Source organism: Natronococcus sp. JC468, from assembly GCF_012163165.1.
GTDB lineage: Archaea > Halobacteriota > Halobacteria > Halobacteriales > Natrialbaceae > Natronococcus > Natronococcus jeotgali.
The window spans coordinates 1-23,686 of record NZ_JAAVUO010000004.1 but is presented as its reverse complement, the minus strand read 5'-3'; the positions used below and the strand labels follow the sequence as shown (position 1 = coordinate 23,686).

Sequence of the window (23,686 nt, the reverse complement as noted above, 5' to 3'; positions counted from 1 at the left end):
CGTACGATCCGCGGCGTAATGGTTGTACTGTCAGCCGAACGACTCGTTCTCGGTCGTCCCGACCGCTACGGGGCTCGAGTCACCCTCCCGCCGGGCTCGCCGTACCGACGGCGGTCGACCAGAGTCCGGCGAGGGCGGCCCCGAACGTGAGGACGATCGCGATCGTGAAGCTCCCGGTGTAGGCGACGGTCGCGGTTCCGAGCGGCGGCATCGCCAGCGCGGCGACGCCGATCGCGACGTTGAAGACGCCGACGACGGCGGTGTCCTTCTCGGGGGAGTAGACGGTCATCACCAGCGGGATGTACAGCGTCGCGGAGCCGCCGAGTCCGAGCCCGATCAGGAAGATCGCGACCGGCAGCGTCGGTGCCCCGGAGACGAACAGCACGGCGATGCCCGCGGCGGCGGAGACCAGCGACGCGAGGAAGGCCCGCCGGGAACCCACGACGTCGGCGAGGTAGCCCCCGCCGATCCGAGAGATGATGCTGACGCCGCCGATCAGGCCAAATGCGGCCGACGCGCCCGCCTGGGTCAGCCCGCGGTCGGCGAACAGGTCGACGGCGTACGCCGCCAGCAGCTGGTACCACGCGAACGACAGCGCGATCCCGACGAACAGCAGCCGAAAGGTGCGAGTGGCGCCGAGTCGGGCGAGCCACGCCAGGAGTTCGTCGGCGCTCGCGGTCGATCGCTCGGCCCACGGAGGACGCCGACAGACCAGCCCCGCGAGCAGGAACGCGGCCGTCGTCAGGGACATGACGAGCAGGAAGCCGGCGCGAACCCCGAGCTCCGCGAGGACGAACTGCCAGACCGGCGGGAGGACGGCCAGCCCGAGCCCGTTTCCGACGAATATCAGCCCCGTCGCGGCGCCCCGGCGAGTCTCGAACCACCGCGGGACGACCGACGCGAGAACCACGAACGCCGTCCCGAGGGCGAGTCCGAGGGTGGCGAAGACGGCGACCAGTCCGACGACCGACTCCGCGACGTACAGCGCCGGCGCCAGCAGCCCCGTCGCGAGCGAGCAGGCCAGCAACAGCGAGCGAGTGCCGAGTCGAGTGCCGAAGACGCCGACGAGCCCGGAGCCGATGAAAAAGGTGAACAGCATGATGGCGAACACGCCCGACAGCGCGAGCGGGGCGACGCCGAACGCGTCGCTGAACGGTTCGCGGAAGATGCCGTACGACAGCGGCGTGCCGAAGGTAAAGACCATCGCGACGGCGCCGGCGATCGCGACCAGCCAGCTGTGGCGTCCGTCGGGGCGCTCGACGCGTTCGGTGTTCACGACATCCCGTCGACCGCGCTCGGTCGAAAGGATTCTGATCCGCGGCCGGGTCGTCGGAGCCGCCTCGAGGGAGAGCGACTCACGCGGGCTCGAGGCGCGGGCCTCGGGACCGGCCCGGCGACTCGACGGCGTTTCCCGCCGCGGGCGAATCGACGCCGGGACCCCGTCTCACTCGTACCACTCCGTGTACTCGGAGCAAGACTCGCACGAGACGTGGGTGACCCACTCCTCGCCCCGCTCGTGTTCGGCCGGCGCGACGCGGGAGAGCTTCAGGTTCGAGGAATCGCACTCGGGACACTGCGGCGGGATCGACTCACTCATTCGAAAACATGTCCAACACAAACAATAATAAACATTGTCATTACCCGGGCGGAACCGTTCGGTCGCGAACGGACCCCGCTCCGACGGCCCCGCCCTCCTCGAGATCGGGCGATCTCGGTCGGTCGGGACCGCGTCGGAAGCGTCCCGAGTAGGCGATCCCCGACGCCCGGGTTTCCCCACCCTACGCCGTCGACGATCGCGGACGGATCCGGTAGCCGAGAGCTACGGCGCGCCGTAGCCCGGGGAAAACGATCGCATCCGGCAATTACCCATATTCCGTGCGGGTGACGGTAGCACGATGACACGCCGTTCGAAGGACGAGGTACGGGTGGTCGAGAACCCGTTCGTCGCCGGCTCCGTCGCCGAAGCGCTGTACGACCTCCTCGGCCGAACCGGGGCGCCGCTGACCGCCGCGGAGTTCGCCGCGCGCGTCGATCGCGACCGCGCCGCGGTCGCCGAGACGCTCGAGTCGTTCGCCGCCCTCGGCATCGTGACCGAGCGAGCCGGGTCCCCGCCGACCTACGCGCGCAACGACGATCACTTCCCCCGGGACCCCGCGGCGGCGCTCGCCCGGGAGCGATCGTTCGCGGATCTCGAGGCCCGCATGGACGAGCTCGTCGACCGCGTGTGGCGCTACCAGCGGCGCTACGACGCCGAGACTCCGCTGGGCGTCGACGTCTCGAGCGCGGACGTAACCGAGGCCGACCTCGCCGACTGGGAGGCCGCCCGCGCGGAGCTTCGCTGCCACGAGCGCGCGCGTCGGATCCGACTGCACGACGCGGTGTCAAACCCACCCGAGCCCGCGGAGCGGTTCTGATCCCGTCGGACAGCGGTACGAACGGGCCGCCACCGGAAGGGGAGGCGACTCGAGGCGGCAGGCGACGTCACGGCTCGTAGGCGTCGCGGTGGATCACGAGCTCCTCGCCGTCGACCGCCACGGCGACGACGATCTCGTCGCCGTCGGCGTCGAACGGGACGGCGAGAAACCGCGTCGGCGGCAGCGTCTCGGCGTCGGCCGACCAGATCCGGCTGCCCTCGCCCAGGCGCTCCGAGTAGGCGACCAGCTCCGCGGCCTCGACGGCCGACGCGTCCGAGACACGGATCGTCGCCATCTCCGTCTCCGAGTCGTACTCGACGCCGTCGACGATCCGGTAGCGCTCGTCGTCGATCGGGTCTCCGTCGGGCACCGCCGCCGTCGGCTCTTCGTAGGGAAGAAATACCGTCCAGTCGCCGCCCTCGGTGAGGACGACGAACCGCTCGGCGATCCGGCCCCCGTCGCCCGCGGTCGGCTCGTAGCTCGCCTCGACGAGCGCGGCCGCCTCGCCCTCGAGGAGCGCCTCGAGCGACGCGGCGTCGAACCAGGACTCGATCCCGGGAACGTCGCGAACGTCGTCGGCGTCGAACTCCCCGTCGACGAGCTCGCGGTCGTAGCTCTCGAACTCGACCGACTCGTACGGCAGCCCCCGCTCGCCGATCTCGTCGATCGCCTCGGGACCGAACGGACTGGCGCTGTGGGTGCGGGTCGCCACCGCCTCGAGATCGCCCTCGATCGCCGCCGCGACGTAGGCGTCGAGGACCTCGAGGGCGGGGTGGTCTTCGCCCGCATCGTCGTTCGCGTCGCGTTCCCCGTTCGTCTCCTCGCCCGTCTCGCCCTCCTCGGTCGCGCTCTCGACGGACGGATCGGCGCCGCGCGCTCCGTCCCGATCGTTCCCGTCACCGAGACAACCCGCGAGCGCGGCCGCGGCCGTCGCAGCCACCCTCGCGACGTATCGTCGCCGTCTCATGCTCGAGGTAGTGAAAATCAGGATATAAATATCTTCTACTCTACCGGTCGGGGCGGGCGTCGATTGCCGTTCGGCTGTCCCCCCGACGCCCGGTTCGGTCGCGACGCGGCGGGACGATCGGTCGTCGCGTCGAACAGTGTCGCGCTCGGAACGGTCGAGCAGCGCTTTTCTACGGCGACGACGTACTGTGTTACATGCCAACACCGCTCGAGAATCTCCGACGGCGGTACGAGACGACCGAGACGAAGTGCCCGGACTGCGGGTACGTCGACGAGGGCCGCAACTGGGAGAGTCGAACGGACGGGAAGCGGGTGGTCTACCGCCACGTCTGTCCCAGCTGCTCGGCGAGCCGCGAGCACACGTTTCGACTAGGGTGAGCGTGTGAGCGAACGCCCCGCGGCGATATAAAGCGTTATGCGCTCGAGGACGCTCTCTAGAGCGTGAATGTACCGGGGCGAGGCCGACGACCGACGGGGGATACGATGGAGCTGAATCGTCGCGAGTTCGCCGCCGCGGGCGTCTCGCTGTCGACGCTGCTGGCGGGCTGTGCCGACGACTCGAGCGCGGAGGACGGAAACTCGAGCGGTAGCGACGGAAACGAGACGGAAGACAGCGGAAGCGAGGGCGACGGAAACGAGTCGGAAGGCGACGGAAACGAGTCGGAGCCCGAACTCGACGACGACGAGAGCGCGGCGTCGGGGGAGGCCAACGAGTCCGACGGAAGCGCCGACGAGAGCGAGGCCGAGATCTACGAGGACGAGTCGATCTCCGGCGAAATCTCGCTCTCGGAGGCCGCGGCACGTCACCTCGAGGTCGAGCGCCACACCTTCACCTGGGCCGACGAGCCGCCCAGCGAGTTCTGCCAGGTTCACGCGATGCTCGGGAACGTCGGCGGCGCGGAGTTCACGGCCACCGCGACCGCCCGCGTCTTCGACGCCGACGGCAACGAGCTCTCCTCGACGACTGACCCCGGGATGGAGGGGCCCGAGCCGGGCGTCGACGACGCGGTCCACTCCTTCGAGCTGAACAACTGCGCGGACGCCGCCGCCTACGAGCTCGAAATCGGCGACGTCAAGGCCAACGGCGACGGGGTCGAGCCCGTGGAGCGACACCTGTTGCGCGTGATCGTCCAGGATGGACTCGGCGACCCGATCGATAACGCAACCGTCAGCGTCGAGGAGCGCGGGCTCGGCGGCTGGGGGGAGACCCGGACGGTCGACGAGCACGGCCAGGCCGAGTTCGAGTTCCAGCCGGGAGCGTACACGCTCACCGCGACCGCCGAGGGGTACCCCACGCTGGAGGACGTCGTCGAACTCACCGGGAACATGCAGTACACGGCGACGCTCCGGGCCAACGGCTGAGAGCGGGCGCCGTAGCGAGCACCGCGAGTCGGCCCCCGTCTCGAGGGAGTGTGTCAATCGCGTCCGGCGACCCTCGTTCGGTCGGCGCCCGCGTCGGTCGCCGGCGCGGGCAGGGACCGTCGGAGTTTCTCGCCGACCCGTTCCGCGATCGGACGGTCGCGCTCGGGGGTGGCCGTCGCCGCCGCGTACCGACACACCTCGTCGCGCAGCCGGCGGCGCTCGCGCCGCGTGAAGCGGGTGCAGCCGTCGTCGAGCTTCTCGAACGCGCGGCGCGCCGCGGGCGGAAGCGGCCCGGTCGCCGCGGGCGCGGCGGCTTCTAGTTCGATCCGATCGAGCAGGACGTGGTGGAGCACCCACCGCTGCGCTCTCGACAGCTCGAGGGTGGCCTCCTGGCGTTCGGTTGCGGCGGTCATGTGGCGTGCTCGGACCGTCGACGGGGACCCCCGAAACGGTGTTTCCAAACCGATTTGGCGGTGGTTGTGCGTGCAAGTCCCGCGTTCGTGACGGTCTCGCGGACGGACTCGACGACCGCGAGCGCCGGGTTCGCCCGGCCGTCCGACCACGAGGCCAAGCTATTTTGTCGCCGGCGCGCCCCCGTCGAGACGAATGGAGTACGACACGGTTCACGAGCGGTTCCTCGAGCTGGAGGCCGAACTCGACCTGTTCGATCGTCGGATCGACGGCGTCCCGTTCTGGGAGCGGGCCCGGTTCGAGATCCACAAGGAGGTCGTCCGGAAGACGACCGCGTTCGGACGGGCTCGCTCCGAACCCGACGTCCGCCGCGGTCGGCTCCGGCAGCTCTCCGGGCTCGCTCGGAACCTCGTCGTCCGCAACCCGTACCTCTCGCCGTCCAGCGAGATCGCCGTTTTCGGACACGCCCGCCGGAAGCGCCTCGCGGACGGCTACTGGTGGGACATCTACACCGATCCGATCCTCGAGGCGCTCGAACTCGACGCCGTCTCCCTCGAGAAACCCCGGAACTACGCCCACCACACCCCGGCGAAGACGGACGACCTCCGGTACCTCGACCTCGTCAAGTACGGCGGCAACCTCCGTCGGAAGCTCGCCCCGCCCGAGGTGTTGACCGCCACCAACGAGCGCGAGCTCGCGTCGGTCGAGGCCGCCTTCGAGGACGCGTTCGACGCCCCGATCGACGTCGTCGACCGCGTTCGGACCGATCTGGTCACGCGGCGCTGCCGACGCCCGCTCTACCGACGCCTGCTCGAGCGGATCAACCCGGAGCTCGTCGTCGTCGTCGTCGGCTACGTCAGGGGGACGGCGATCGACGTCTGTCGGGAGCTGTCGATCCCGGTCGTCGAGCTCCAACACGGCGTGATCAGTCCGTACCACGCCGGCTACGCCTACCCGGGCGAGGGTCCCGAGCGGACCTTTCCCGACTACCTCTTCACCTTCGGCGAGTTCTGGGGACGGTCCGTCGAACTGCCGATCCCCGAGGACCGCGTTTACCCCGTCGGCTACCCCCACCTCGAGGCCGAGGCGGCCGCGTACGACTCGGGGGCGAGCGAGGGGGTGCTGTTCGTCTCCCAGGGGACGATCGGCGCGGAGCTGTCGCGCCTGGCCGTCGAGCTCGCGGAGCTGATCGACGCCGAGATCGTCTACAAGCTCCACCCCGGCGAGTACGACGGGTGGCGCGAGCGCTACCCGTGGCTTGTCGGCTCGGACGTCGAGGTGGTCGCCGACGCCGACCTCTACGCACTGTTCGCCGACGCCGGCGCCCAGGTCGGCGTCTACTCGACGGCGCTCTACGAGGGGCTGTACTTCGACCTCGAGACGTACCTGCTGGACTGTCCCGGCGTCAGCCAGTTACGACCGCTGGTCGACGAGGGGGCCGCGACGGTCGTCGGCTCCGCGCCCGAGCTCGCGGACCGCCTCGGCTCGCCGTCGTCGGGAGGGGTCGACAACGTCGAACGGTTCTTCAGACCGGGCGCGATCGACAACGTCGCCGACGCGCTCGAGCGAGTCCGCGAGCGGAGCTGATTCCGTCGGCTGCGGTCGGCGAACGCCCGATCGCGCCTCGAGAGCCGTCGCCGGAGCCTCCCGCTGGCGGCTACCGAACGTGCTGGCGAACGTCGCTCAACCGCTCGGCGGCCTCCTTGAACCCGGCGCCGCGGCGCTCGTGGCCCCGCCAGATCTCCGTGATGATCGGCCCGTCGAAGTCCTCGTATATCGGCATGAGCCGATCGAAGTCGATCTCGCCGTCGCCGATCTGGAGCCCCTCGCCGTCGACGCCCGCCGCGTCGGCGACGTGGAGGTAGGCGGTGTACGGGCGAAGGGTTCGCGCGTGCTCGAGGAGGTCCTCGCCGGCGTAGTTACACCACAGCTTCGCGTGGGCGGTGTCGTAACAGATCCGGCGCCCGGTGCGCTCGCAGAAGTCCGCGATCTCCTCGGCGCCCATGAAGTTGTTGTGGTACTGCTGGCCGCCGTAGAGCCACGGCAGCGGCGGCATGTTCTCGATCAGCACCTCGACGCCGGCCTCCTCGAGTTCGGCGACGCTTCGCTCGAGGGCGGCGTTGAGCTCGGGGACGGCCTCGCGGTCCATCGCGTCGGCCGTCACCCCGCCGGGATGGACGACGATCGGCGGCCGGTCGGTCGCGGGAAACCGCGGCGCGATCTCCTCGCGGGTCAGATCGATCGTTCGCTGGATCACGTCGACCGCCCGTTCCCGGGCCGCCTCGTCGGTCGCGCTGGGGTTGACGATCTCGTGGCCGACCTGCTCGGGAGCGTGGATCCCCAGCTCCTGTTCGTAGGCGTCGAGCTCGAAGTCGGCCTCGAGGTCCGCGCCGTTGACGCGGAACTCGAAGAGGTCGGGATCGCCCCAGTCGTGGTCGTCGATGTCGGAAAAGCGGACGACGACGCCCCACCCCTCGAGGGAGGGATCGTACGTCTCGGCGACGCCGCTCTCGAGGTCCGTCCACCGGAGGGTCTCGTCGGCGCCGATCGCCCGCGCGACCGAGGCTCCGACGACCGCCTCGTACTCCTGTGGGGAGATCCCCTTCGCGGGGCTCTTCGCGGTCAGGTCCTCGCGGGCGATGGTCTCCCCGGGCTCGATCGCCCGGGTGGTCACGAGGCTCTTCGCGAGCGAGACCCGATTGTTGTACTCCCCGCGGGTCAGGTACCGGCGGTGACTCCCCAGGCTCTCCTCGACGGCCCGCACGTCGTCGACGAGCTCATCGAACTCGTCGGGCTCGAGGCTCGCGTCGTGGTCAGGGCCCTCGAGCTCGCGGTCGAGCGTGATGTGGCGCTCGAGGATCGCCGCGCCCATCCCGACGGCCGCCGTCGAGACGGCGGTGCCGCGCTCGTGGCCCGAGTAGCCCACGGGGACGTCGTAGCGCTCGTCGAGCTCCTCCATGAACCGCAGGTCGAGGTTGTGGTACGGCGCGGGGTAGGTGCTCCGGCAGTGCAACAGCGCGTACTCGGCGCCGCGGTCCTCGAGGAACTCGACGGTTCGCCGGATCTCGCCCTCCTCGGCCATCCCGGTCGAGAGCGCGAGCGGCTTGCCAGTCTCGAGGACTCGCTCGAGGAGAAACCGGTTGGTCAGGTCGGGCGAACCGATCTTGTAGGCGGGCACGTCGAGCGTCTCGAGGAAGTCGACGCTGGCCTCGTCCCACGGCGAACAGAGGAACTCGAGGCCGGCCTCGCGCGCGTACGTCGCGAGCTCCCGGAACGCGGCGTCCGACAGCGAGACGCGCTTGAGGTTCGAGACGGTGTACTCGACGCCCAGCTCGGCCGTCGAGGGGCGGTCGACGACGGCCTCCCGGTAGGTGTCCTCGAGCCGTCGTTTCTGGAACTTGACGGCGTCGACGCCGGCCGCGGCGCTCGCGTCGACGAGCCGCTTGGCCCGCTCGAGACTTCCGTTGTGGTTGACCCCGGCCTCGGCGATCACGTACGCGGGTTCGCCCTCGCCGATCGCCCGGCCGTCGATCGACACCTGGACAGACATGTATTCACCCAGTTATTCAGCCTACAAAACAGTTCTTGGATCCAATGCCGGTCACGGCTCCGCCGCGGTGTCGAGGTAGGGCGCGCAGACCCGCCGGATCCCCTCCCGGAGATCGATCCCGGGTTCCCACCCGGTTTCGGCGGTCATCTTCGAGGCGTCCGCACAGGTGTCGTGGACGTAGACCGATTCGGGAATCGGGTTCTCGACGTACTCGGGGTCGATCTCGGTGCCGAGCTCGTCGTTGAGCAGCTCGACGACCGTCTCGAAGTCGTGGGCGGTCCCGGTCCCGAGGTTGTAGACGCCCGTGAGCTCGTGGTCGGCCGCCAGCTCGAGGCCGCGGACGATGTCGTCGACGTGGGTGAAATCCCGCGTCTGGGAGCCGTCGCCGTAGAGCTTCGGCCGACGGTCGTGGGCGAGGTCGTCGGCGAACTGGGCGATCACGTTGGCGTACTCCTCCTTGTGGGCCTCGCCGCCGCCGTACCCCTGGTAGACCGAGAACAGTCGCATCCCGGCCGTGTTCATGTCGTAGTGGTTGGCGAAGTACTCGGCGTAGCGCTCGCGGGCGAGCTTCGAGGCCTCGTAGCCGGTGTTGGCCGCGATCGACATGTCCTCCGGCGAGGGCTCGGTCCGGCTGCCGTAGATCGAGGAGGTTGAGGCGTAGACGACGGTGTCGCAGCCGTCCTCGCGGGCCTGCTCGACCGTGTTGACGAAGCCCTCGACGTTGACGCGGGCCCCGCGGGCGGGTTCGTCCTCGTGCATCGCGTACGAGGACAGCGCCGCGAGGTGAAACACGACGTCGACGTCGGTCGGGAGGTCGTCCTCGAGCACGCTGCGGTCGCGGAAGTCGACGCTCGCATCGAGATTCTCGGGGGTCCCGAGCGAGCGGTCGTCGACGACGACGACCTCGTTGTCGCTGGCGAGACGGTTCGCGAGGTTCGACCCGATGAACCCGGCGCCGCCGGTTATGAGGACGCGTTGATCGTTCACGATCGTTCTTGTCGGGCGTCGTCGCATAAGCTTCTCGCTCTCGCCCGACGCGTGGGCCCGTCCCGTCGGTCGCGATCCCGCGGTCGTTCGCCGCTGCGAGACCGTTCTGCTGGGGTTTATGTCGCCCCTCGGACAACCGCCTGCAACGCATGATCACCGCCATCGTTCCCGCCCGCGGCGGCAGCAAGGGGATCCCCAGGAAAAACGTCGCGTCCTTCCTCGGCGCGCCGCTGATCGCACACACCATCGAGCAGTCCCTCGAGAGCGACCGCGTCGACGCCACGTACGTCTCGACCGACGACGACGAGATCGCCGCGACGAGCCGCGAGGCCGGCGCCGACGTGATCGAGCGTCCGGCCGAGATCGCGGGCGATCGCTCCCCGACCGAGGCGGCGCTGCTCCACGCCGTCGAGGAGCTCCGGACGAGGGGTGAGGCGCCCGAGATCGTCGTGTTGCTCCAGTGCACCTCGCCGCTGCGGCGCCCGGGCGACATCGACGAGGCGGTGTCGCTGCTCACCGAGGCGGGGTACGACTCGGCGCTGAGCGCCTGCGAGGATCACGCTTTCTTCTGGCGGGAGGGCGACGACGGCGCGGCGCCGATCAACTACGACCCCGCCGATCGGCCGATGCGCCAGGAGATGGAGACGCGGTACCGCGAGAACGGCTCGATCTACGCGGTCCGGACCGACCTGCTCGAGCGCGAGGGCTGTCGGCTCGGCGGCGAGATCGGAATCCACGAGATGCCCCGCCACCGCAGCGGGGAGATCGATACGCCCGAAGACCTCGAACGGCTCGAGGCGATCGCCCGGGCCCGCGAGTTCGAACACCTCGCCGGGGGGATCGCGCCCCGATGAACGTCTTCTTTGTCAACGACACGACGACGAGTTCGAACTGGGGGTGTCGGGGGACGACCCGTGCACTTCGGGGACTGGTCGACGACGCCGGCGGCGAGATCACGCACACGCTGTTCCTGGAGTCGATGGACGACCCGCGCCGCCTCGGCGAGGCCGTCTTCGAACCGGGATCGTTCCCGGCGCGACTGAGCAAGTTCGCGTTCCAGCAGGCCGATGTCAGGGAGCGGGCGCTGCGGGCGCTGCGGGCGCTCCCGTCGACCGACCGCCGCGGCGCCTACAAGCGCTACGAGTCGCTCACCGGTCGGTGGGACGACCTGCCGGTGACGTTCGCGGAGTACCCCGAGGCGGCCGACGCGGTCGAACGGGGCGAGCGCTTCGCGTTCGAGCGGGAGGCGATCGCCTCGAGCGACGTCGTCCTGATCAACGGCGAGGGCAGCGTGTACGACCGCCAGCGCAAGGGGCGGATGATGTTTTTCATCGCCTACCTCGCGACCCGCCGGTACGACACGCCCTGCCTGCTGGTCAACCACACCGCCGACCTCCACGACCCCGTGATGAACACGCTTGCCGAGAACGTCTACCCGCTGCTCGAGGACGTGGTCTTCCGTGAGCCGTACTCGGCTCGGGCGGCCGAACACGCCGTCCCGGGGACGGCCGCGGACCACCTGGGCGCCGACGCCGCGTTCACCTACGACCCGGTCGACGACCGGGAGCGGTGGGCGTCGGTCGCCGGCCGCGACGGCTACTTCGACGTCTGGCCCGACTCGGCGGCGGGGTTCGACCCGGACGAGCCCTACGTCTGCGTCGGCGGGAGCTCGATCTTCAATCGCCCCGATCGACCGCCGTACGATCCCGAGCCCGCCTACGAGCAGCTTTGCGCCCGCCTCGAGGAGGAGGTCGCGCCGGTCGTCCTGACGGCCTCCTGCTCGAGCGACGCCGAGCTGTTCCGCCCGCTGGCCGAGCGCGAGGGGTACCCGCTGATCGGACCGCACACGCCGGTTCGACAGGCGATCGACGTGCTCTCGGCCGCCGAGGTCTACGTCAGCGGGCGCTGGCACCCGAGCATCTACGCGCTGGTCGGCGGGACGCCGATCGTCACGCTGACCGCGAACACCCACAAGACGCGGGGGATCGTCGAGCAGGCGGGGCTGGACGCCCCGACGTTCGACGCGCTCTCGTTGCACGAGGCAGTCGAGCCGATCGTCGAGCTCGCGGGCTCGTACGCCGACCGCGGCGAGGCGCTTCGCGAGCGCCTGCGTGAGCGCAGCGCGGAACTCGCCGACGACGCGGGCCGAAACGTGCGCTACCTCGAGTGAGTGCCCTCGAGGCGCCGTTTCAGCGCGTCCGTGATCGTCGGCGGTAACAGCCGGGCCGCGAGTTGCTTGCCGCGTCTGGTCCCGTACTCGAGGGCCTTCTCCCGTCGGCTCGTCCGCTCGAAGCGCTCGAAGTAGGTCCGCTGGTAGCGCCGATCGGGCGCGACGGCGTCGGGCCCCTCGTAGGGCGCCGAGAGCTCGTAGCGGGGAATCTCGGCGAGGTCGGACTCGGGGTCGGTCGTGTGGATCCCCCGCTCGTCGAACCCGATATTCGAGACGAGATTTCGTGCGGGGACGACCGAGAGCCCGTTGTTGATCGTGATCGCGAACCGCCAGGGCTTGCTCCAGGCGACCGACTCGCCCTCGTAGCGCTTCCGGAAGCGTTCGAACTGGTAGGCGACCTGCTCGTCGTCGCAGATGACGTCCCGAACGCGGTTGCGCACCTCCGGGTCGGCCCACTCGCGCATCTCCGGATCGTAGTGCTCCCAGGCGCGGCGCCAGGTCGCCCACCCCCAGACGCCCTGGTAGGTCACGAAGTGGTAATCTTGGCGGTCGGCCTTCCAGGTCTCGTGGCGGTTCGTCCCGTTGACCGACATGATCCGTTCGTCGTCGCGGTAGCGCTCGAGCATCGCCTCGCAGAACTCGAAGAAGGACTCGTTGGGCACGCAGTCGTCCTCGACGAAGATCGCCTCCCGCTCGCGCTCGAACACCCAGTCGATCCCCTCGTGGACGCTCGCGACGCCGTGGTTGCGCTCGCGGTACGTGCGACGGACGTCGCAGTCCCAGTCGATCCGGTCCTCGACGGCGGCGCGGGCGGCCGCGCAGCGCTCGGCGTCGCGCTCGTCGACCGGGCCGTCGGCGACGACGTACAGCGTCTCGGGCTCGACCGCCGCGACCGCCTCGATCATCCGCGCGGTGGTGTCCGGACGGTTGTAGAGAAACACCGCGACGGGCGTCTCGCAGTTCGCTCCCATCCCTCAGCGTCCCCCGTCGGGCGCCCGCTCCTGGCTCGAGTGCTCGTCGCTTCCCATACGGACGACAGCCCGTCACCGCAACTAAACAATTGTGCTGGCGGCCCGCCCGACGGCCCTGCACCCGCCCGCAGGGCGCGCCGAGCGTAACCTTATTGCACGGATGGTCGGGAATCCGTGTATGATCGTTCCCGCCCTCGAGGGTGGTCCCGAATGAGCGAGCCGCGGGTGTCGGTGATCGTCCCCGTCTACGACGATCCCGAGGGCCTTCGCCGGACGCTTTCGTCGCTGGTCGACCAGACCGTCGACGACTACGAGGTCGTCGTCGCCGACAACGGCTCGACCGACGAGACGCCCCTCGTCGCGCGCTCGTACCGGGACTCCCGTCCGGAGCTGCTCACCCTCGTCACCGAGTCGGAGGTCCAGGGCTCCTACGCCGCGAGAAACGCGGGCATCCGGGCCGCCAGCGACGACGCCGAGATCCTCGCCTTCCTCGACGCCGACTCGACGGTCGAAGCCGACTGGCTCGAGCGGGCGGTCGCCGCGATGGACGCCGCCGGATGCGACTACATGGGGTGTCGGGTCGAGATCCTCGAGGCCCCCGACGAGGGACTCGTCGGGCGGTACAACCGGCTCTCGGGGTTCCCGGTCGAACGCTACGTTCGCGAACAGGGGTACGCCCCCACGACCTGCCTGCTGATTCGACGCGAGGTCGTCGACGACGTCGGGACGTTCGACGACCGCCTCGTCTCGGGGGGCGACCTCGAGTTCGGCCGTCGGGTCCGGCGGGCCGGCTGGGAGCTCCGTTACGAACCCGACGCCGTCGTCTTCCACCCGCCCCGATCGACGCTGCGCGAACTCGTCGGCAAGTACGTCCGGATCGGTCGCGGGATCGAGCAGAAACGCCGCCTCCACCCCGAACTCGAGCACGGTCGGGGGCTCGCCGACCCGCGCCAGTACCTCCCGCCGCGACCCTCGTCCGTCCGGGGGGAGCTCGAGGCGGTCTGGGACGGGCTCGGCGCCTCCGAGAAGCTGCTGTTCTACGGGCTGCGGTACGTCCTGAACCTCGCGAAACGGCTGGGGCAGTTCCGGGAGCTCCGGAGCCGGAGGTAGGCGCCGGGAGCGCGACGCGCCCGCGAGCGAGCCGTCGCCCCCGCGCCGATCACTGCATCGCGTAGAGGTCAGCGTACCGGCCGCCCTCGTCGAGCAGTTCCCCGTGGTCGCCCCGCTCGACGATCCGACCGTCCTCGACGGTGTGGATCCGATCCGCCCCGCGGACCGTCGAGAGGCGGTGCGCGATCGCGAGGATGGCGTAGTCGCGGTCCATCTCCTCGATGGCGGTGTGGACCCGGTCCTCGATCCCCGAGTCGAGGTCGCTGGTCGCCTCGTCGAGGATGAGGACATCGGCGTCTTTCAACAGCGCGCGGGCGAGCGCGACGCGCTGGCGCTGGCCGCCGGAGAGCCGGACGCCGTCGTCGCCGAGTTCGGTATCGTACCCCTTCGGCAGGTCGTCGAGGAACTCGGTGACGTGGGCGATCTCGCAGGCCCGCTCGATCTCGCGCTGGCTCGCGTCGCGGTTCCCGACGGTCACGTTGTGCCGGAGCGTGTCGTTGAACAGGAACGGGTTCTGGCGGACGACCGCGACCCGCGATCGCCAGTCGGTGACGTCGTACGCCGACAGCGGTCTGCCGGCGACCGTGATCCCCCCGCCGTCGGGATCGTACAGGCGGGCCAGCAGGACCGCGATCGTCGACTTGCCGGCGCCGGAGGGGCCGACGAACGCGACGAACTCGTTGGAGTCGATCCGAAAGGAGACGTTCCGAAGCACCGGTTCGTCGTCGTAGGCGAAGGAGACGTCGTCGAACGAGATCGGGAACGGGCTCTCCGGAACCGGACGGTCGCCGCCGGCCGGTTCCTCGCGGCGACGGAGTTCGCCGATGAAGTTCTGGGTTCGGATCAGGTGGGGGAACGTGCCCTCGACCCGGTAGAAGTAGTTGTTCGCCTGGCTCAGCCGCGGCGCGAGCTGGAACATCGCGAACAGGAACATCCCGAGCGCGGCCAGCGACAGGCCCGTAAATCCGATCGCGACGTAGATGAGTCCGAATACCATCGACGCCGCCGCGAAGTTGTACACGTTGTCGATGAGCGCCTCGTTGCGGCCGAGCTTGATCGACGACCGCGTGTAGGTGTCGATGTGGGTCGAGAACCGGTCGAAGAGCTCGTCGGTCAGCGTGAACAGCTTGACGTCCCGGATCCCCTGAGTGCCCGCCTGAACCGAGCGTTGAATCTCCTCGTTCGCGTCTGCGACCCGGTCCCCGATCGTGTACCCGGGCTCGACGATCTTTCGCACGAACAGCGTCAGCCCGCCGAGCATCACGCCCGCGGCCAGCGTCAGCCTCGGCGCGAGGTAGAGCGCGATTCCGAGGTAGACGCCACAGAGCAACAGCTCCTTGACGAACTTGATGACGTCGCGGATGACCTTCCCCGCGATCTCGGCCTGCGTGACGATCGCGTTTAAAATGTCGTCGGACCCCTCCTCGTCGAAGTACGAGACCTCCGCGCGGAGGGCGCTTCCGAACGCGTCGGTCTGGAGGTGCCGAACGTACCGGGTCTGCAGGGCGATCCGGAGCCACTCGACGAGAAACGTCGTCGCGAACCGCACCGCCATGATCGCAATGACTCCGAGAACGACCGTTCCGAGCGAGAAGGGGATCCCCAGCGTGTCGTAGATCGCAACGAAGACGGCCACCTCGCCGCTGGCGTCGGCTGTCGGGTCGCCGGGCTGCTGGACGATCTCGACGATCGGGATGATGAAACTGATCCCGATCCCCTCGAGCAGCGCGGTCACGACGCTGGCGGCGACGATGGCGGCAGTAAGGACGGGGCGAAACGTCGCGACCTTGTAGAGCCCGCGAAGCTTCTCCCGGCGAGAGATATCTTGCGTATCCATCTACTGAACCCGACTTCATAGCCGAACCACTATAAGATTATTACTCTCTATCGCGGCGAAGATTTACCCGCTCGTCGCCGACGAACGGGTTTTCGCGACGAAGTCGCCCACCGCCTTCCCGCGCCGTCGAACGTCGCCGAGCTGCTCGAGCCGATCCTCGACGATCGGGTTCTCGAGGATCTCGCATCGCTCGGGTGCCGGTTCCGGCGGGACAGTGCCACGCGGCCGCGATTTCGCGGTCGCTAGATCGGCTCCGTAACTAGTATCCGAGACGAGTTGTACCTACTCTCCTCGAGAATACTAAATATCTGTCGGGCCTCAGATTCGCGACTTTCGACCCGAAATCGACGCCCTCGGCAGCGGGCGCGGGCTCGAGTCGCGGCCCGATCGACGGGAACCGCAGCGCCGTTCCGTGCGGCGCTCGCGACGGATTCGCGGACGAACCGCGGTCCGTCGGTGCCGCCGTCAACGCCGAATCGGGCGCCGTGCGGAAATCGGTCGATCGCGTCTCGGCGCCGGCGTCGTCAGCGCCGCTCGCGGCGGTGACCGCGGTTCGATCGACCGACAACCGAGCGGACCGGTCGCCGTTCGCCGATCGGCGGTCGATCGCGGCGAGCCGGACTACCTCTCCGATACTAATATAATTACTATAACTGATATAATGGGTCGGTGTCGGTTCGCGCGGCGTCGCCTCGAGTCCCCTTCGAACGTCGGTCCCGGTGCAGCGGGAGGCGGCTCGAGGTCGGGCGCCTCGAAGAGGACCGACTCGGCGCGGACGGGGAACAGTCGGTCCGCCGCCTCCGGACGGCGACGCTTCCGACGACCGCAGCGCACTTACTCCGAGAGTTCGTACCGAACCGACATGGATACGACGAGCACGGAACGCGGTGGGAACGCGTGAGGTGGAGCCGTAGCCGGAGGCCCGCGACGCGCGGACGACGCGCCCGTCCGAACGGAACCGCGCTCGACTCCCGGCGACGCGATGCTCGCTGACGCGCTCGAGTACCCGAGCAGGGGAGCGCCGACGGTCGGCGTCGCGGGAATCGTCGTCGCCATCGCGGTCGGCTGCCGGTACGTCGTCGAGTTCGTCCCGTCGATCGTCGCGGTGCTTCCCGGCGCGGCGACGGCGCTCGCGCTCGCCGTCCTGGTCGGCTACCTGTCCCGGGTCCTCGTCGACGAGGGTCGAGCGCCGCCGCGGCTCGAGGTCGGCCCGTCGGCGCTGTCGGGGATCAGATCGCTGGGGATCGCTGCGGTCTTTCTCGCGGGACCCGTCGCGCTGTTGCTCGCGACGGCGTCGTCGTTCGCCGAAGCGGGAGCCGGCGGAAGCGGCGAGATCCCGGCCGCGTTTCTGGTGAGTTCGACGGCGACGCTATTTCTCTTCCTCGCGTGCGCGTACGCGCTTCCGGCCGCGGCCGCCGCCGCGACGAAGACGGGGTCGGTGCGCGCGGCCTTCGACCGCGAGCGGGTGGCTCCCGCCCTCGGTCGGCTCCCCTACGTCACCGCGTGGACGACCGGATTCGCGCTGCTCGGCATCGGACTCGTGCCGATTTCGATCGCGATCCGGTCGGGGGACATCGCCGGACTGCTCGCGGCGCTGTTCGGCGCGTACCTCGTTCTCGCGGGGAGTCGCGTCGTCGCCACCGGATACCGGCGCGCGACGACGGCGGGTAACACGACGCCTATCGACGCCTGATCGGACCTGTGACGGCGAAACCGAGAAAACGGCGAGGCGACGGGCCCCGACGGCGCTCAGAGGCGCGGTACCTGGGAGTCGGCCGCTTCGAGGCGTCGGTTGTGTAACGCCTCGCCGGACGCCCCGTCGAAGAGGTGGATCGCGGATTCGGGAACGTGAGCGGTCACCGTCTCGCCGCTCTCGAAGCGGCGCATCCCGTCGATCGTCGCGATGATCGACGTCCCGCGGACCGACGAGTCGTCGCCGAACTGCAGGTAGACGATGTTCTCGTCGCCCATCGGTTCGATCACGTCGATCGTCGCCGCGATATCGTGCTCGCCGGAGGGCGCCCCCTCGGAGATCTCGATATCCTCCGGGCGAATGCCGAGCACCGGGTTCGACGACTCGGGAAGTTCGGCCGCGATCTTGTCCGCGATCGGATAGTCGAACGAGTCCGCCTCCAGGACCGCCCCGTCGGGTTCGTCCCGGAGCGTCGTCTCGACGAAGTTCATCGACGGCTCCCCGACGAACCCCGCGACGAACCGGTTCGCCGGCCGGTGGTAGCACTCGAGGGGCGTCCCGACCTGCTGGAGCCGTCCGTCGTCGAGGATCGCGACGCGGTCGCCCATCGTCATCGCCTCGGTCTGGTCGTGGGTCACGTAGACCGTCGTCGTGTCGAGTTCCTCCTGGAGGCGCTGGAGTTCGGTTCGCATCTCCGCCCGGAGCTTCGCGTCGAGGTTCGAGAGCGGCTCGTCCATCAGGAACACCGACGGGTCGCGGACGATGGCCCGACCGAGCGCGACGCGCTGTTGTTGGCCGCCGGAGAGCTCGCCCGGCTTTCGGTCCAGCAGCTCCGCGATCCCCATCATCTCCGCCGTCTCCTCGACGCGTCGTGCGATCTCGTCGTCGGCCATGTCGGTCGATTCCTCGAGCCCGAACGACATGTTCTCCCGGACGGTCATGTGCGGGTACAGCGCGTAGGACTGAAACACCATCGCGATGTCCCGGCTTTTCGCGGGGACGTCGTTTATCACCCGGTCTCCGAGGCGGATCTCGCCCGAGCTGATCGACTCGAGTCCGGCGATCATGCGCAGGGTCGTCGATTTGCCACAGCCGGACGGGCCGACGAGGACGAGGAACTCGCCGTCGTCGATATCGATCGATACCTCGTCGACGGCAACGATCTCGTTCCCGTCGTCTTCGGTGAAGATTTTCGTGATGTTGTCGAGTTTGGTTTGTGCCATAGTCAGAACCTCGTTGCGGGTCGAATCGGTCGTCGGGCGGTCATACGCGAACCCCCTCCGCGAACTTGTCGGCGAACAGGAGGTACACGATCAGGGTCGGCAGCGCCGTGATCAGCGCGCCCGCCATCCGGAGCGGGTAATCGACGCCCTCGAGGGCCTCGCCGAGCCCCGACAGGATCAGCGTCGTCGAGGCGGCGGGATCGTTGACGCTCCCGATGAGCGTCAGCGAGAACAGGAACTCGTTCCAGATCTGCGTGAACTGGAAGATGAACACGACCGCGAACATCGGGATCGACAGGGGCAACACGATCCGCCTGTAGATCCGCGAGACGGATGCGCCGTCGAGTCGCGCGGCCTCGATCATCTCCCACGACATCGTCTTGTACTGGGACCGGAACAGCATCGTACAGATCGGGATCCCGTACGCGGTGTGGGTGACGATGAGCTCGAGGAGCGTCGCCTGGTGGGACGACAGGACGAGTCCCAGCCGGTGATCGAGCATCGCGTACTGCGACCAGAACTGGGTGAGGGGGATGACGACCGACTGGTAGGGGATGAAGATCCCCGCGATGAACAGGACGAAAACCGCGACCTGTCCGCGCCAGTCGACGAGCGTCAGTCCGTACGCGGCCATGCTCCCCAGCACCGCACAGAGGATCGTCGCGGGGACGGTGAAAACGAGGCTGTTCACCAGCCCCCGCGAGAGGGCGTCGAACGCGAACGCCCACTTCTCGATCGTCGCACCATCGGGACCCGGGGGAGCGAACGGCTGCGTGTTGATCAGGGCCTCGGAGGTCTTGATCGAGGTGACGAACCCGGACTGAACCGGTATCAGGTAAAAGATCGTCAACCCGACCAACGCCGCGTACAGCCCGACCCGGGTGAGGTCGAGCCGATCGTACAGGCGTTCGTCCGCGACGGTTCGCTCGGCCGAAACTGTCTCGTCTGTCATAGGTTACCTCGCTTGTACTGGGTGTACAGGTACGGCGCGATCACGGCCAGCGAGAGGACGAACAGGGTCAGCCCGATCGCGGAACTGTAGGCCCACTCGGAGTTGTTGAACCCCTCGCGCATCATCTTGGTCGCGAGGATGTCCGACCCCTGGCGCGGCCGGTAGCCGTCGAAGACCGCGTACAGGAAGTCGAACGCCTTCAGCGCGAACAACACCAGCACGACCGTCGCGCTGACGATCGCGGGACGCAGCTGGGGGACGATCACGCGCCGGTACATCCGGAACGTTCCCGCGCCGTCGACTCTGGCGGCCTCGTACTGCGCGGTCGGGATCGACCGGAGCGCAGCGAGGTAGATGACCATCGTGTACCCGCTGAACTGCCAGACCAGCGCGAAGATGACCGCCCCGAGGACGATTCGCGGGTCGCCGAGCCAGTTGTACGGACCCAGGCCGAACAGCCCGAAGAACTGGTTGATGATCCCGTCGTTGACGTTGTACATCCACCGCCAGAACTGGGCGGTGACGATAAACGACAGGGCGAACGGGAGGAGATACACCGTTCGAAACGTCCGACCGAATCGGATCTCGCGGTCGAGCAGGATCGCCAGCACGAGCCCCACCGCCAGACACGCGAGAGTGAAGACGACGAGCAGGACCACGGTGTTCCGGGTCGCCTCCCAGATCGACGGATCCTGGACCATCGCCCAGTAGTTCTGCAGTCCGAGGTCGGTGTAGTCCGGACGACCGAACCCGGAGTGGTCGGTCAGCGACAGGAGGAAGTTCCACCCGATGGCGCCGTAGACGAACAGCCCCATCAGGATAAACGGCGGACCCCAGAACGGCGCCGACTGGAGGAAGTCGCTGTCGCGCCAGCGGCCGGCGGTCGAGCGCTCGTCGGCCGTGCCGCCGTCCGTCCGGACGCGTCGCTCGGTTCGCACGGTCCGTAAAAACGCTACGAGACGTTTCATGTGAACTGTCAGTTAGATCGCGTCCATGAACCCGGTGGTCGCCGCGTCGACGTCGAAGGGGTCCGCGAAGTTGTTGTTGAGAACGTCCTCGAGCGACGACTGGGTGCTCTGGTCGACGGCGAGTCCGTGCGCGAGCGTCGGCGGCTTCTCGGAGGCCGCCTCGAAGTCCTCGATCGTCTCCGTGAGGTAGTCGTTGAACTCCTCGGTCGAGACGTCGGATCTGGTCGGGATCGACCCCTTGTACTGGTTGAACGCGACCTGGGCCGTTTCCCCGCCAGCGAACCGCAGGAACGTCGCCGTCGCCTCGGGGCTCGGGTTGTCGCCCGGATAGATAAAGGAGTCGATGTGGAGGCCGTACATGTCCTCGGTGCCCGGGTATCGGATGGCGCCCCACTCCTCGCCGTACTCGAGATCCTCGTTGATGTACGCGCCGGCGACCCAGTTCCCCTCGTGGATGAACGCGGCGTCGCCGCTCATGATGTCCTGGTTGACCTCGGTGAAGCCGACCGAGGCGGCGTCGTCGTTGATGTAGTTCGAGAGGAGCTCCTCGAGCGTCTCGAACGTGTCGCGGACGGCGGACTCGTCGCCGTCGCCCTCGATGAAGCTCATGTAGGCGTCGTACCCCTGCGTGCTGAGCATGACGACCGCCCAGGTCTGCAGGATCGCCCACGCCTCGAGGGACATCGCCAGCGGCGTCGCGTCCGTTTCGGAGTCGATCGTCTCGAGGGCGTCGATCAGCGCGTCGACGTCGTCGAGCGACTCGGGGTCGACGCCGGCGTCCTCGAGGACGCCGACGTTGTAGAAGAGGTCGTTCATCCGGTGGGAGCCGATCGGCACGGCCGAGTACCCGTCGTCGAACTGGCAGGCCTCGACCGCCTCCTCGACGTGTGCGTCCTCGAGGCCGGCTTCCTCCCAGACGTCCGACTGGATGTCCCCGAGGACGCCGTCGTACTGCTCCAGGTTCGAACCGGGCCACCCGGCGAACGCGCTCGGCGGGTCCCCGCTGTTGAGCCGGGTCGAGACCGTCTGGTCGAGGTTCTCGTTTCCGCCCCCGCCGATCGGCTTGTTATTGAGGTCGACGTCCGAGTGTTCCTCCTCGAACGCGCTGAAAAGTGCGTCCGCGGCTTCCGCACCGTCGCCGCCGGTCCAGCCGTGGAGGACCTCCAGCGTGTTCTCGCTTTCCTCCTCTCCGGTGAGACAGCCCGCGAGCGACGCCATTCCCGCCGCACTCGCTGCTCCTACCCCTTTCAGCACCCGTCGCCTCGAATGCGAGTTATTATTGGACATAGTCCACTCGATTACCTCGAAGAATTAATCTCACTTAATGTTTGTGGTGATGGCTGGCACTCCCCGTGCGGGAGGAACAGGGTACGGCGTCGTTTGCTCGCTCTCGGCGACGACGATCGAACGACGACCTCGAGAACGATCCGACGGACGCGGCGATCCCCCGTTCGTTTCGTTCGCCGTCGCCGTACATTTTCTGACAACTCGAAACGCCACGACAATTTAAACATGTCAGGGTTTTTCCGACGGCAGAATCGTGGTCCCGATCGGTTCCGAAACGAGGAGTGTCGGTATCGCCCCCGTCGAGGCGATTCCGGGTTCTCGGGGCGACGCTGCAGCCGACGATCGACCGAGCGACGGCGATCGATCGAGGTGCCGACCCGAAACCGCTCGGTGGTTGCACTCGATATCGAAATCCGGTACCCGCGGTGACCGCGTAGTGGCCGAGTCGGGCCCGCGACTACTCGGCGTCGGGGAGCCGCCGCTTCGCCAGCGCCATCGGATCCTCGTCGGCGAACGGCCGAAGGGAGACGGTAAACGCCATCGACTCGGGTCGGACCTGGTACTCCGGAAGCGGCGTGGTCGGCGTCCCGCCGACGCCGGTGACCGCGTGGTCGAGGTCGAGTCCGACGGAGTCGCGCTCTTCGAGTTCGTACCCGTGGTCGGCCTCGTCGAGGTTCGCGTACTGCTCGAGATTGACGTGCATCTCGGGGTGGGCGACGGCCGCGAGGCCGACCCCGTCGTCGTTCGTGACGGCGGCCCAGCGAGTTTCGGCCTTGTTCCCGTTGTCCTGTGGCGGCAGGTAGGGAACGTGCTGCTCGTCTACCGACCCCGAGTAGCGCCCGACGCGGACGCCCCACTTGCGGTCGGGCATCGTCTCCTGGGGACCGCGGCCGTACCACTCGAACTCGCCGAACGAGTCGGGGAGCTCGAGCCGGACGCCGACCTTCGGCAGCCAGTCGCCGATCGCGCTCCGGAGTCGATCGTTGGGGTCCGACTCGACGTCGAGGACGACCTCGCCGGTCCCGAAGAACCGGTACGCGTACCGCGTCGCGAAGCCGGGGCCGTACCCCTCGTCGTCGGCCTCCTCGAACTCGTCGAGGTCGTACCACAGCACTGCGCTCTCCGGCGGTTCGTCGAACCCGTCCGCGAGCGCCTCGTCGTCGAGCGCGGCGTCGTAGACGGCCGCGGCGTCGACCGTTGTCTCGGTGTAGCGGTCCTGGTCAGCGTTCTGCCCGATCCGAACCGGTGCGCCGCTCGAGTCAATGCTCCCGACCGAGTGGTCCTCGGCGGCCAGTCGCTCGCCGTCGAGGTACAGCCGGAGCTCGTCGTCGTCGCAGACGCCCGCGAGCGTGTGCCACCCCTCGCGGGCCGTCTCGGGGATCGGCGCCTGCAGCGTGACCCAGTCGCCGTCGTAGACGAAGAACTCGAACGCGTCGCCGCCGGACGTCTTCAGCGCGTACTGGTAGTCGCCCTTGGCGAGCAGCGGGCCGTGGTTGGCGTCGTCGATCCCCTCGAAGGTCACCTCGACGGTGAAGCCGGTCTCGGTGAAATCGAGGGCGTCGGGGGTGCCGACCTCGAGGTAGTCGTCCTCGCCGTCGAGCGCGACCGCGTCGCCGGCGGCGCCGTCGACGATCTCAGGATCACCCCGGAGCGCACCGTCGGCCCCCGTCGGGGACGCGTCTGGCGTGGCCAGTCCGCCGTCCTCGGCGGCTCCCCCCCCCGACCCCTCCCCGGCGGCGCGGGGGGCCGGGTCCCTCCCGGCGCGGGGGCCCCCCGCGGCCGCCC

General features: G+C 68.7%; 21 protein-coding genes. 8 read left to right on the top strand and 13 right to left on the bottom strand.

Annotated elements, in window-relative coordinates; translation table 11 throughout:
- Positions 1–79: 79 nt before the first annotated feature.
- Positions 80–1,276, bottom strand: coding sequence for an MFS transporter (locus GWG54_RS03695; protein WP_167936494.1), 1,197 nt, complete (start codon positions 1,274–1,276; stop codon positions 80–82).
- 168 nt (positions 1,277–1,444) lie between these two features.
- Positions 1,445–1,597 (bottom strand): hypothetical protein, encoded by a 153-nt coding sequence (locus GWG54_RS03690; protein WP_167936493.1) that lies wholly within the window; start codon positions 1,595–1,597, stop codon positions 1,445–1,447.
- Positions 1,598–1,895: 298 nt separating this feature from the next.
- Between GWG54_RS03690 and GWG54_RS03685 the strand changes: the two genes are divergently transcribed.
- Positions 1,896–2,414, top strand: a complete 519-nt coding sequence (locus GWG54_RS03685; protein ID WP_167936492.1) for a TrmB family transcriptional regulator — start codon at positions 1,896–1,898, stop codon at positions 2,412–2,414.
- A gap of 67 nt (positions 2,415–2,481) precedes the next feature.
- Here GWG54_RS03685 and GWG54_RS03680 read toward each other — a convergent pair whose 3' ends face one another.
- The gene (locus GWG54_RS03680) at positions 2,482–3,381 is read right to left on the bottom strand and encodes a hypothetical protein (RefSeq protein ID WP_167936491.1); all 900 of its coding nucleotides are present in this window, start codon (positions 3,379–3,381) and stop codon (positions 2,482–2,484) included.
- A 194-nt stretch (positions 3,382–3,575) separates the two neighbouring features.
- Between GWG54_RS03680 and GWG54_RS03675 the strand changes: the two genes are divergently transcribed.
- Both GWG54_RS03675 and GWG54_RS03670 read left to right on the top strand, forming a co-directional pair.
- Positions 3,576–3,758 (top strand): HVO_0649 family zinc finger protein, encoded by a 183-nt coding sequence (locus GWG54_RS03675; RefSeq protein ID WP_167936490.1) that lies wholly within the window; start codon positions 3,576–3,578, stop codon positions 3,756–3,758.
- 105 nt (positions 3,759–3,863) lie between these two features.
- Complete coding sequence (locus GWG54_RS03670) at positions 3,864–4,742, top strand: carboxypeptidase-like regulatory domain-containing protein (RefSeq protein ID WP_167936489.1); 879 nt, start codon at positions 3,864–3,866, stop codon at positions 4,740–4,742.
- A 53-nt stretch (positions 4,743–4,795) separates the two neighbouring features.
- Here GWG54_RS03670 and GWG54_RS03665 read toward each other — a convergent pair whose 3' ends face one another.
- Positions 4,796–5,155 carry a hypothetical protein gene (locus GWG54_RS03665; protein WP_167936488.1) on the bottom strand — a complete coding sequence of 120 codons (360 nt, stop codon included), beginning with the start codon at positions 5,153–5,155 and terminating at the stop codon, positions 4,796–4,798.
- 193 nt (positions 5,156–5,348) lie between these two features.
- Between GWG54_RS03665 and GWG54_RS20650 the strand changes: the two genes are divergently transcribed.
- Positions 5,349–6,740, top strand: coding sequence for a hypothetical protein (locus tag GWG54_RS20650; RefSeq protein ID WP_209438251.1), 1,392 nt, complete (start codon positions 5,349–5,351; stop codon positions 6,738–6,740).
- 70 nt (positions 6,741–6,810) lie between these two features.
- Here the strand turns inward: GWG54_RS20650 and GWG54_RS03655 are convergent, their stop codons facing one another.
- Both GWG54_RS03655 and GWG54_RS03650 read right to left on the bottom strand, forming a co-directional pair.
- Positions 6,811–8,703 carry an N-acetylneuraminate synthase family protein gene (locus GWG54_RS03655; protein ID WP_167936487.1) on the bottom strand — a complete coding sequence of 631 codons (1,893 nt, stop codon included), beginning with the start codon at positions 8,701–8,703 and terminating at the stop codon, positions 6,811–6,813.
- Positions 8,704–8,754: 51 nt separating this feature from the next.
- Positions 8,755–9,690 carry an NAD-dependent epimerase/dehydratase family protein gene (locus tag GWG54_RS03650; protein WP_167936486.1) on the bottom strand — a complete coding sequence of 312 codons (936 nt, stop codon included), beginning with the start codon at positions 9,688–9,690 and terminating at the stop codon, positions 8,755–8,757.
- A 149-nt stretch (positions 9,691–9,839) separates the two neighbouring features.
- On the opposite strand from GWG54_RS03650, the gene GWG54_RS03645 reads away from it, so the two are divergent.
- Together GWG54_RS03645 and GWG54_RS03640 are read left to right on the top strand one after the other, a co-directional pair.
- Entirely contained in the window at positions 9,840–10,544 is a 705-nt protein-coding gene (locus GWG54_RS03645) for a cytidylyltransferase domain-containing protein (protein ID WP_167936485.1), read from the top strand.
- Positions 10,541–11,860 carry a polysaccharide pyruvyl transferase family protein gene (locus GWG54_RS03640; RefSeq protein WP_167936484.1) on the top strand — a complete coding sequence of 440 codons (1,320 nt, stop codon included), beginning with the start codon at positions 10,541–10,543 and terminating at the stop codon, positions 11,858–11,860. Before GWG54_RS03645 ends, GWG54_RS03640 begins: the two co-directional genes overlap by 4 nt.
- Here the strand turns inward: GWG54_RS03640 and GWG54_RS03635 are convergent.
- On the bottom strand, positions 11,848–12,831 hold the full coding sequence (locus GWG54_RS03635; RefSeq protein WP_167936483.1) for a glycosyltransferase family 2 protein: 984 nt from the start codon (positions 12,829–12,831) through the stop codon (positions 11,848–11,850). The two genes, GWG54_RS03640 and GWG54_RS03635, sit on opposite strands and share 13 nt — an antisense overlap.
- 210 nt (positions 12,832–13,041) lie before the next feature.
- On the opposite strand from GWG54_RS03635, the gene GWG54_RS03630 reads away from it, so the two are divergent.
- Positions 13,042–13,941 carry a glycosyltransferase family 2 protein gene (locus GWG54_RS03630; RefSeq protein ID WP_167936482.1) on the top strand — a complete coding sequence of 300 codons (900 nt, stop codon included), beginning with the start codon at positions 13,042–13,044 and terminating at the stop codon, positions 13,939–13,941.
- Between the two features lie 49 nt (positions 13,942–13,990).
- On the opposite strand, the gene GWG54_RS03625 is transcribed toward GWG54_RS03630, so the two are convergent.
- Positions 13,991–15,778: an ABC transporter ATP-binding protein gene (locus tag GWG54_RS03625; RefSeq protein WP_167936481.1), complete on the bottom strand. Its 1,788-nt coding sequence runs from the start codon at positions 15,776–15,778 to the stop codon at positions 13,991–13,993.
- A 982-nt stretch (positions 15,779–16,760) separates the two neighbouring features.
- Here GWG54_RS03625 and GWG54_RS03620 point away from each other — a divergent pair.
- Positions 16,761–17,471, top strand: a complete 711-nt coding sequence (locus GWG54_RS03620) for a DUF4013 domain-containing protein (RefSeq protein WP_167936480.1) — start codon at positions 16,761–16,763, stop codon at positions 17,469–17,471.
- Positions 17,472–17,527: 56 nt separating this feature from the next.
- On the opposite strand, the gene GWG54_RS03615 is transcribed toward GWG54_RS03620, so the two are convergent.
- The 5 genes from GWG54_RS03615 to GWG54_RS03595 all read right to left on the bottom strand — a co-directional run.
- Positions 17,528–18,694 (bottom strand): ABC transporter ATP-binding protein, encoded by a 1,167-nt coding sequence (locus tag GWG54_RS03615; RefSeq protein WP_167936479.1) that lies wholly within the window; start codon positions 18,692–18,694, stop codon positions 17,528–17,530.
- 40 nt (positions 18,695–18,734) lie between these two features.
- Positions 18,735–19,646, bottom strand: coding sequence for a carbohydrate ABC transporter permease (locus tag GWG54_RS03610; protein WP_167936478.1), 912 nt, complete (start codon positions 19,644–19,646; stop codon positions 18,735–18,737).
- Positions 19,643–20,614 carry a carbohydrate ABC transporter permease gene (locus GWG54_RS03605; protein ID WP_167936477.1) on the bottom strand — a complete coding sequence of 324 codons (972 nt, stop codon included), beginning with the start codon at positions 20,612–20,614 and terminating at the stop codon, positions 19,643–19,645. Before GWG54_RS03605 ends, GWG54_RS03610 begins: the two co-directional genes overlap by 4 nt.
- Before the next feature lie 12 nt (positions 20,615–20,626).
- On the bottom strand, positions 20,627–21,832 hold the full coding sequence (locus GWG54_RS03600; RefSeq protein ID WP_209438249.1) for an ABC transporter substrate-binding protein: 1,206 nt from the start codon (positions 21,830–21,832) through the stop codon (positions 20,627–20,629).
- 526 nt (positions 21,833–22,358) lie between these two features.
- On the bottom strand, positions 22,359–23,686 hold a 1,328-nt coding region (locus tag GWG54_RS03595; RefSeq protein WP_312854247.1), incomplete at its 5' end, for a LamG-like jellyroll fold domain-containing protein.

What these genes read in the sequence shown, in the direction of transcription:
- GWG54_RS03620 (WP_167936480.1), top strand. Translation starts at nt 16,761, where the DNA reads ATGCTCGCTGACGCGCTCGAGTACCCGAGCAGGGGAGCGCCGACGGTC.
- GWG54_RS03615 (WP_167936479.1), bottom strand. Translation starts at nt 18,694, where the DNA reads ATGGCACAAACCAAACTCGACAACATCACGAAAATCTTCACCGAAGAC.
- GWG54_RS03640 (WP_167936484.1), top strand. Translation starts at nt 10,541, where the DNA reads ATGAACGTCTTCTTTGTCAACGACACGACGACGAGTTCGAACTGGGGG.
- GWG54_RS20650 (WP_209438251.1), top strand. Translation starts at nt 5,349, where the DNA reads ATGGAGTACGACACGGTTCACGAGCGGTTCCTCGAGCTGGAGGCCGAA.
- GWG54_RS03675 (WP_167936490.1), top strand. Translation starts at nt 3,576, where the DNA reads ATGCCAACACCGCTCGAGAATCTCCGACGGCGGTACGAGACGACCGAG.
- GWG54_RS03600 (WP_209438249.1), bottom strand. Translation starts at nt 21,832, where the DNA reads ATGGCGTCGCTCGCGGGCTGTCTCACCGGAGAGGAGGAAAGCGAGAAC.
- GWG54_RS03645 (WP_167936485.1), top strand. Translation starts at nt 9,840, where the DNA reads ATGATCACCGCCATCGTTCCCGCCCGCGGCGGCAGCAAGGGGATCCCC.
- GWG54_RS03635 (WP_167936483.1), bottom strand. Translation starts at nt 12,831, where the DNA reads ATGGGAGCGAACTGCGAGACGCCCGTCGCGGTGTTTCTCTACAACCGT.
- GWG54_RS03625 (WP_167936481.1), bottom strand. Translation starts at nt 15,778, where the DNA reads ATGGATACGCAAGATATCTCTCGCCGGGAGAAGCTTCGCGGGCTCTAC.
- GWG54_RS03610 (WP_167936478.1), bottom strand. Translation starts at nt 19,646, where the DNA reads ATGACAGACGAGACAGTTTCGGCCGAGCGAACCGTCGCGGACGAACGC.
- GWG54_RS03685 (WP_167936492.1), top strand. Translation starts at nt 1,896, where the DNA reads ATGACACGCCGTTCGAAGGACGAGGTACGGGTGGTCGAGAACCCGTTC.
- GWG54_RS03680 (WP_167936491.1), bottom strand. Translation starts at nt 3,381, where the DNA reads ATGAGACGGCGACGATACGTCGCGAGGGTGGCTGCGACGGCCGCGGCC.
- GWG54_RS03690 (WP_167936493.1), bottom strand. Translation starts at nt 1,597, where the DNA reads ATGAGTGAGTCGATCCCGCCGCAGTGTCCCGAGTGCGATTCCTCGAAC.
- GWG54_RS03630 (WP_167936482.1), top strand. Translation starts at nt 13,042, where the DNA reads ATGAGCGAGCCGCGGGTGTCGGTGATCGTCCCCGTCTACGACGATCCC.
- GWG54_RS03665 (WP_167936488.1), bottom strand. Translation starts at nt 5,155, where the DNA reads ATGACCGCCGCAACCGAACGCCAGGAGGCCACCCTCGAGCTGTCGAGA.
- GWG54_RS03655 (WP_167936487.1), bottom strand. Translation starts at nt 8,703, where the DNA reads ATGTCTGTCCAGGTGTCGATCGACGGCCGGGCGATCGGCGAGGGCGAA.
- GWG54_RS03605 (WP_167936477.1), bottom strand. Translation starts at nt 20,614, where the DNA reads ATGAAACGTCTCGTAGCGTTTTTACGGACCGTGCGAACCGAGCGACGC.
- GWG54_RS03670 (WP_167936489.1), top strand. Translation starts at nt 3,864, where the DNA reads ATGGAGCTGAATCGTCGCGAGTTCGCCGCCGCGGGCGTCTCGCTGTCG.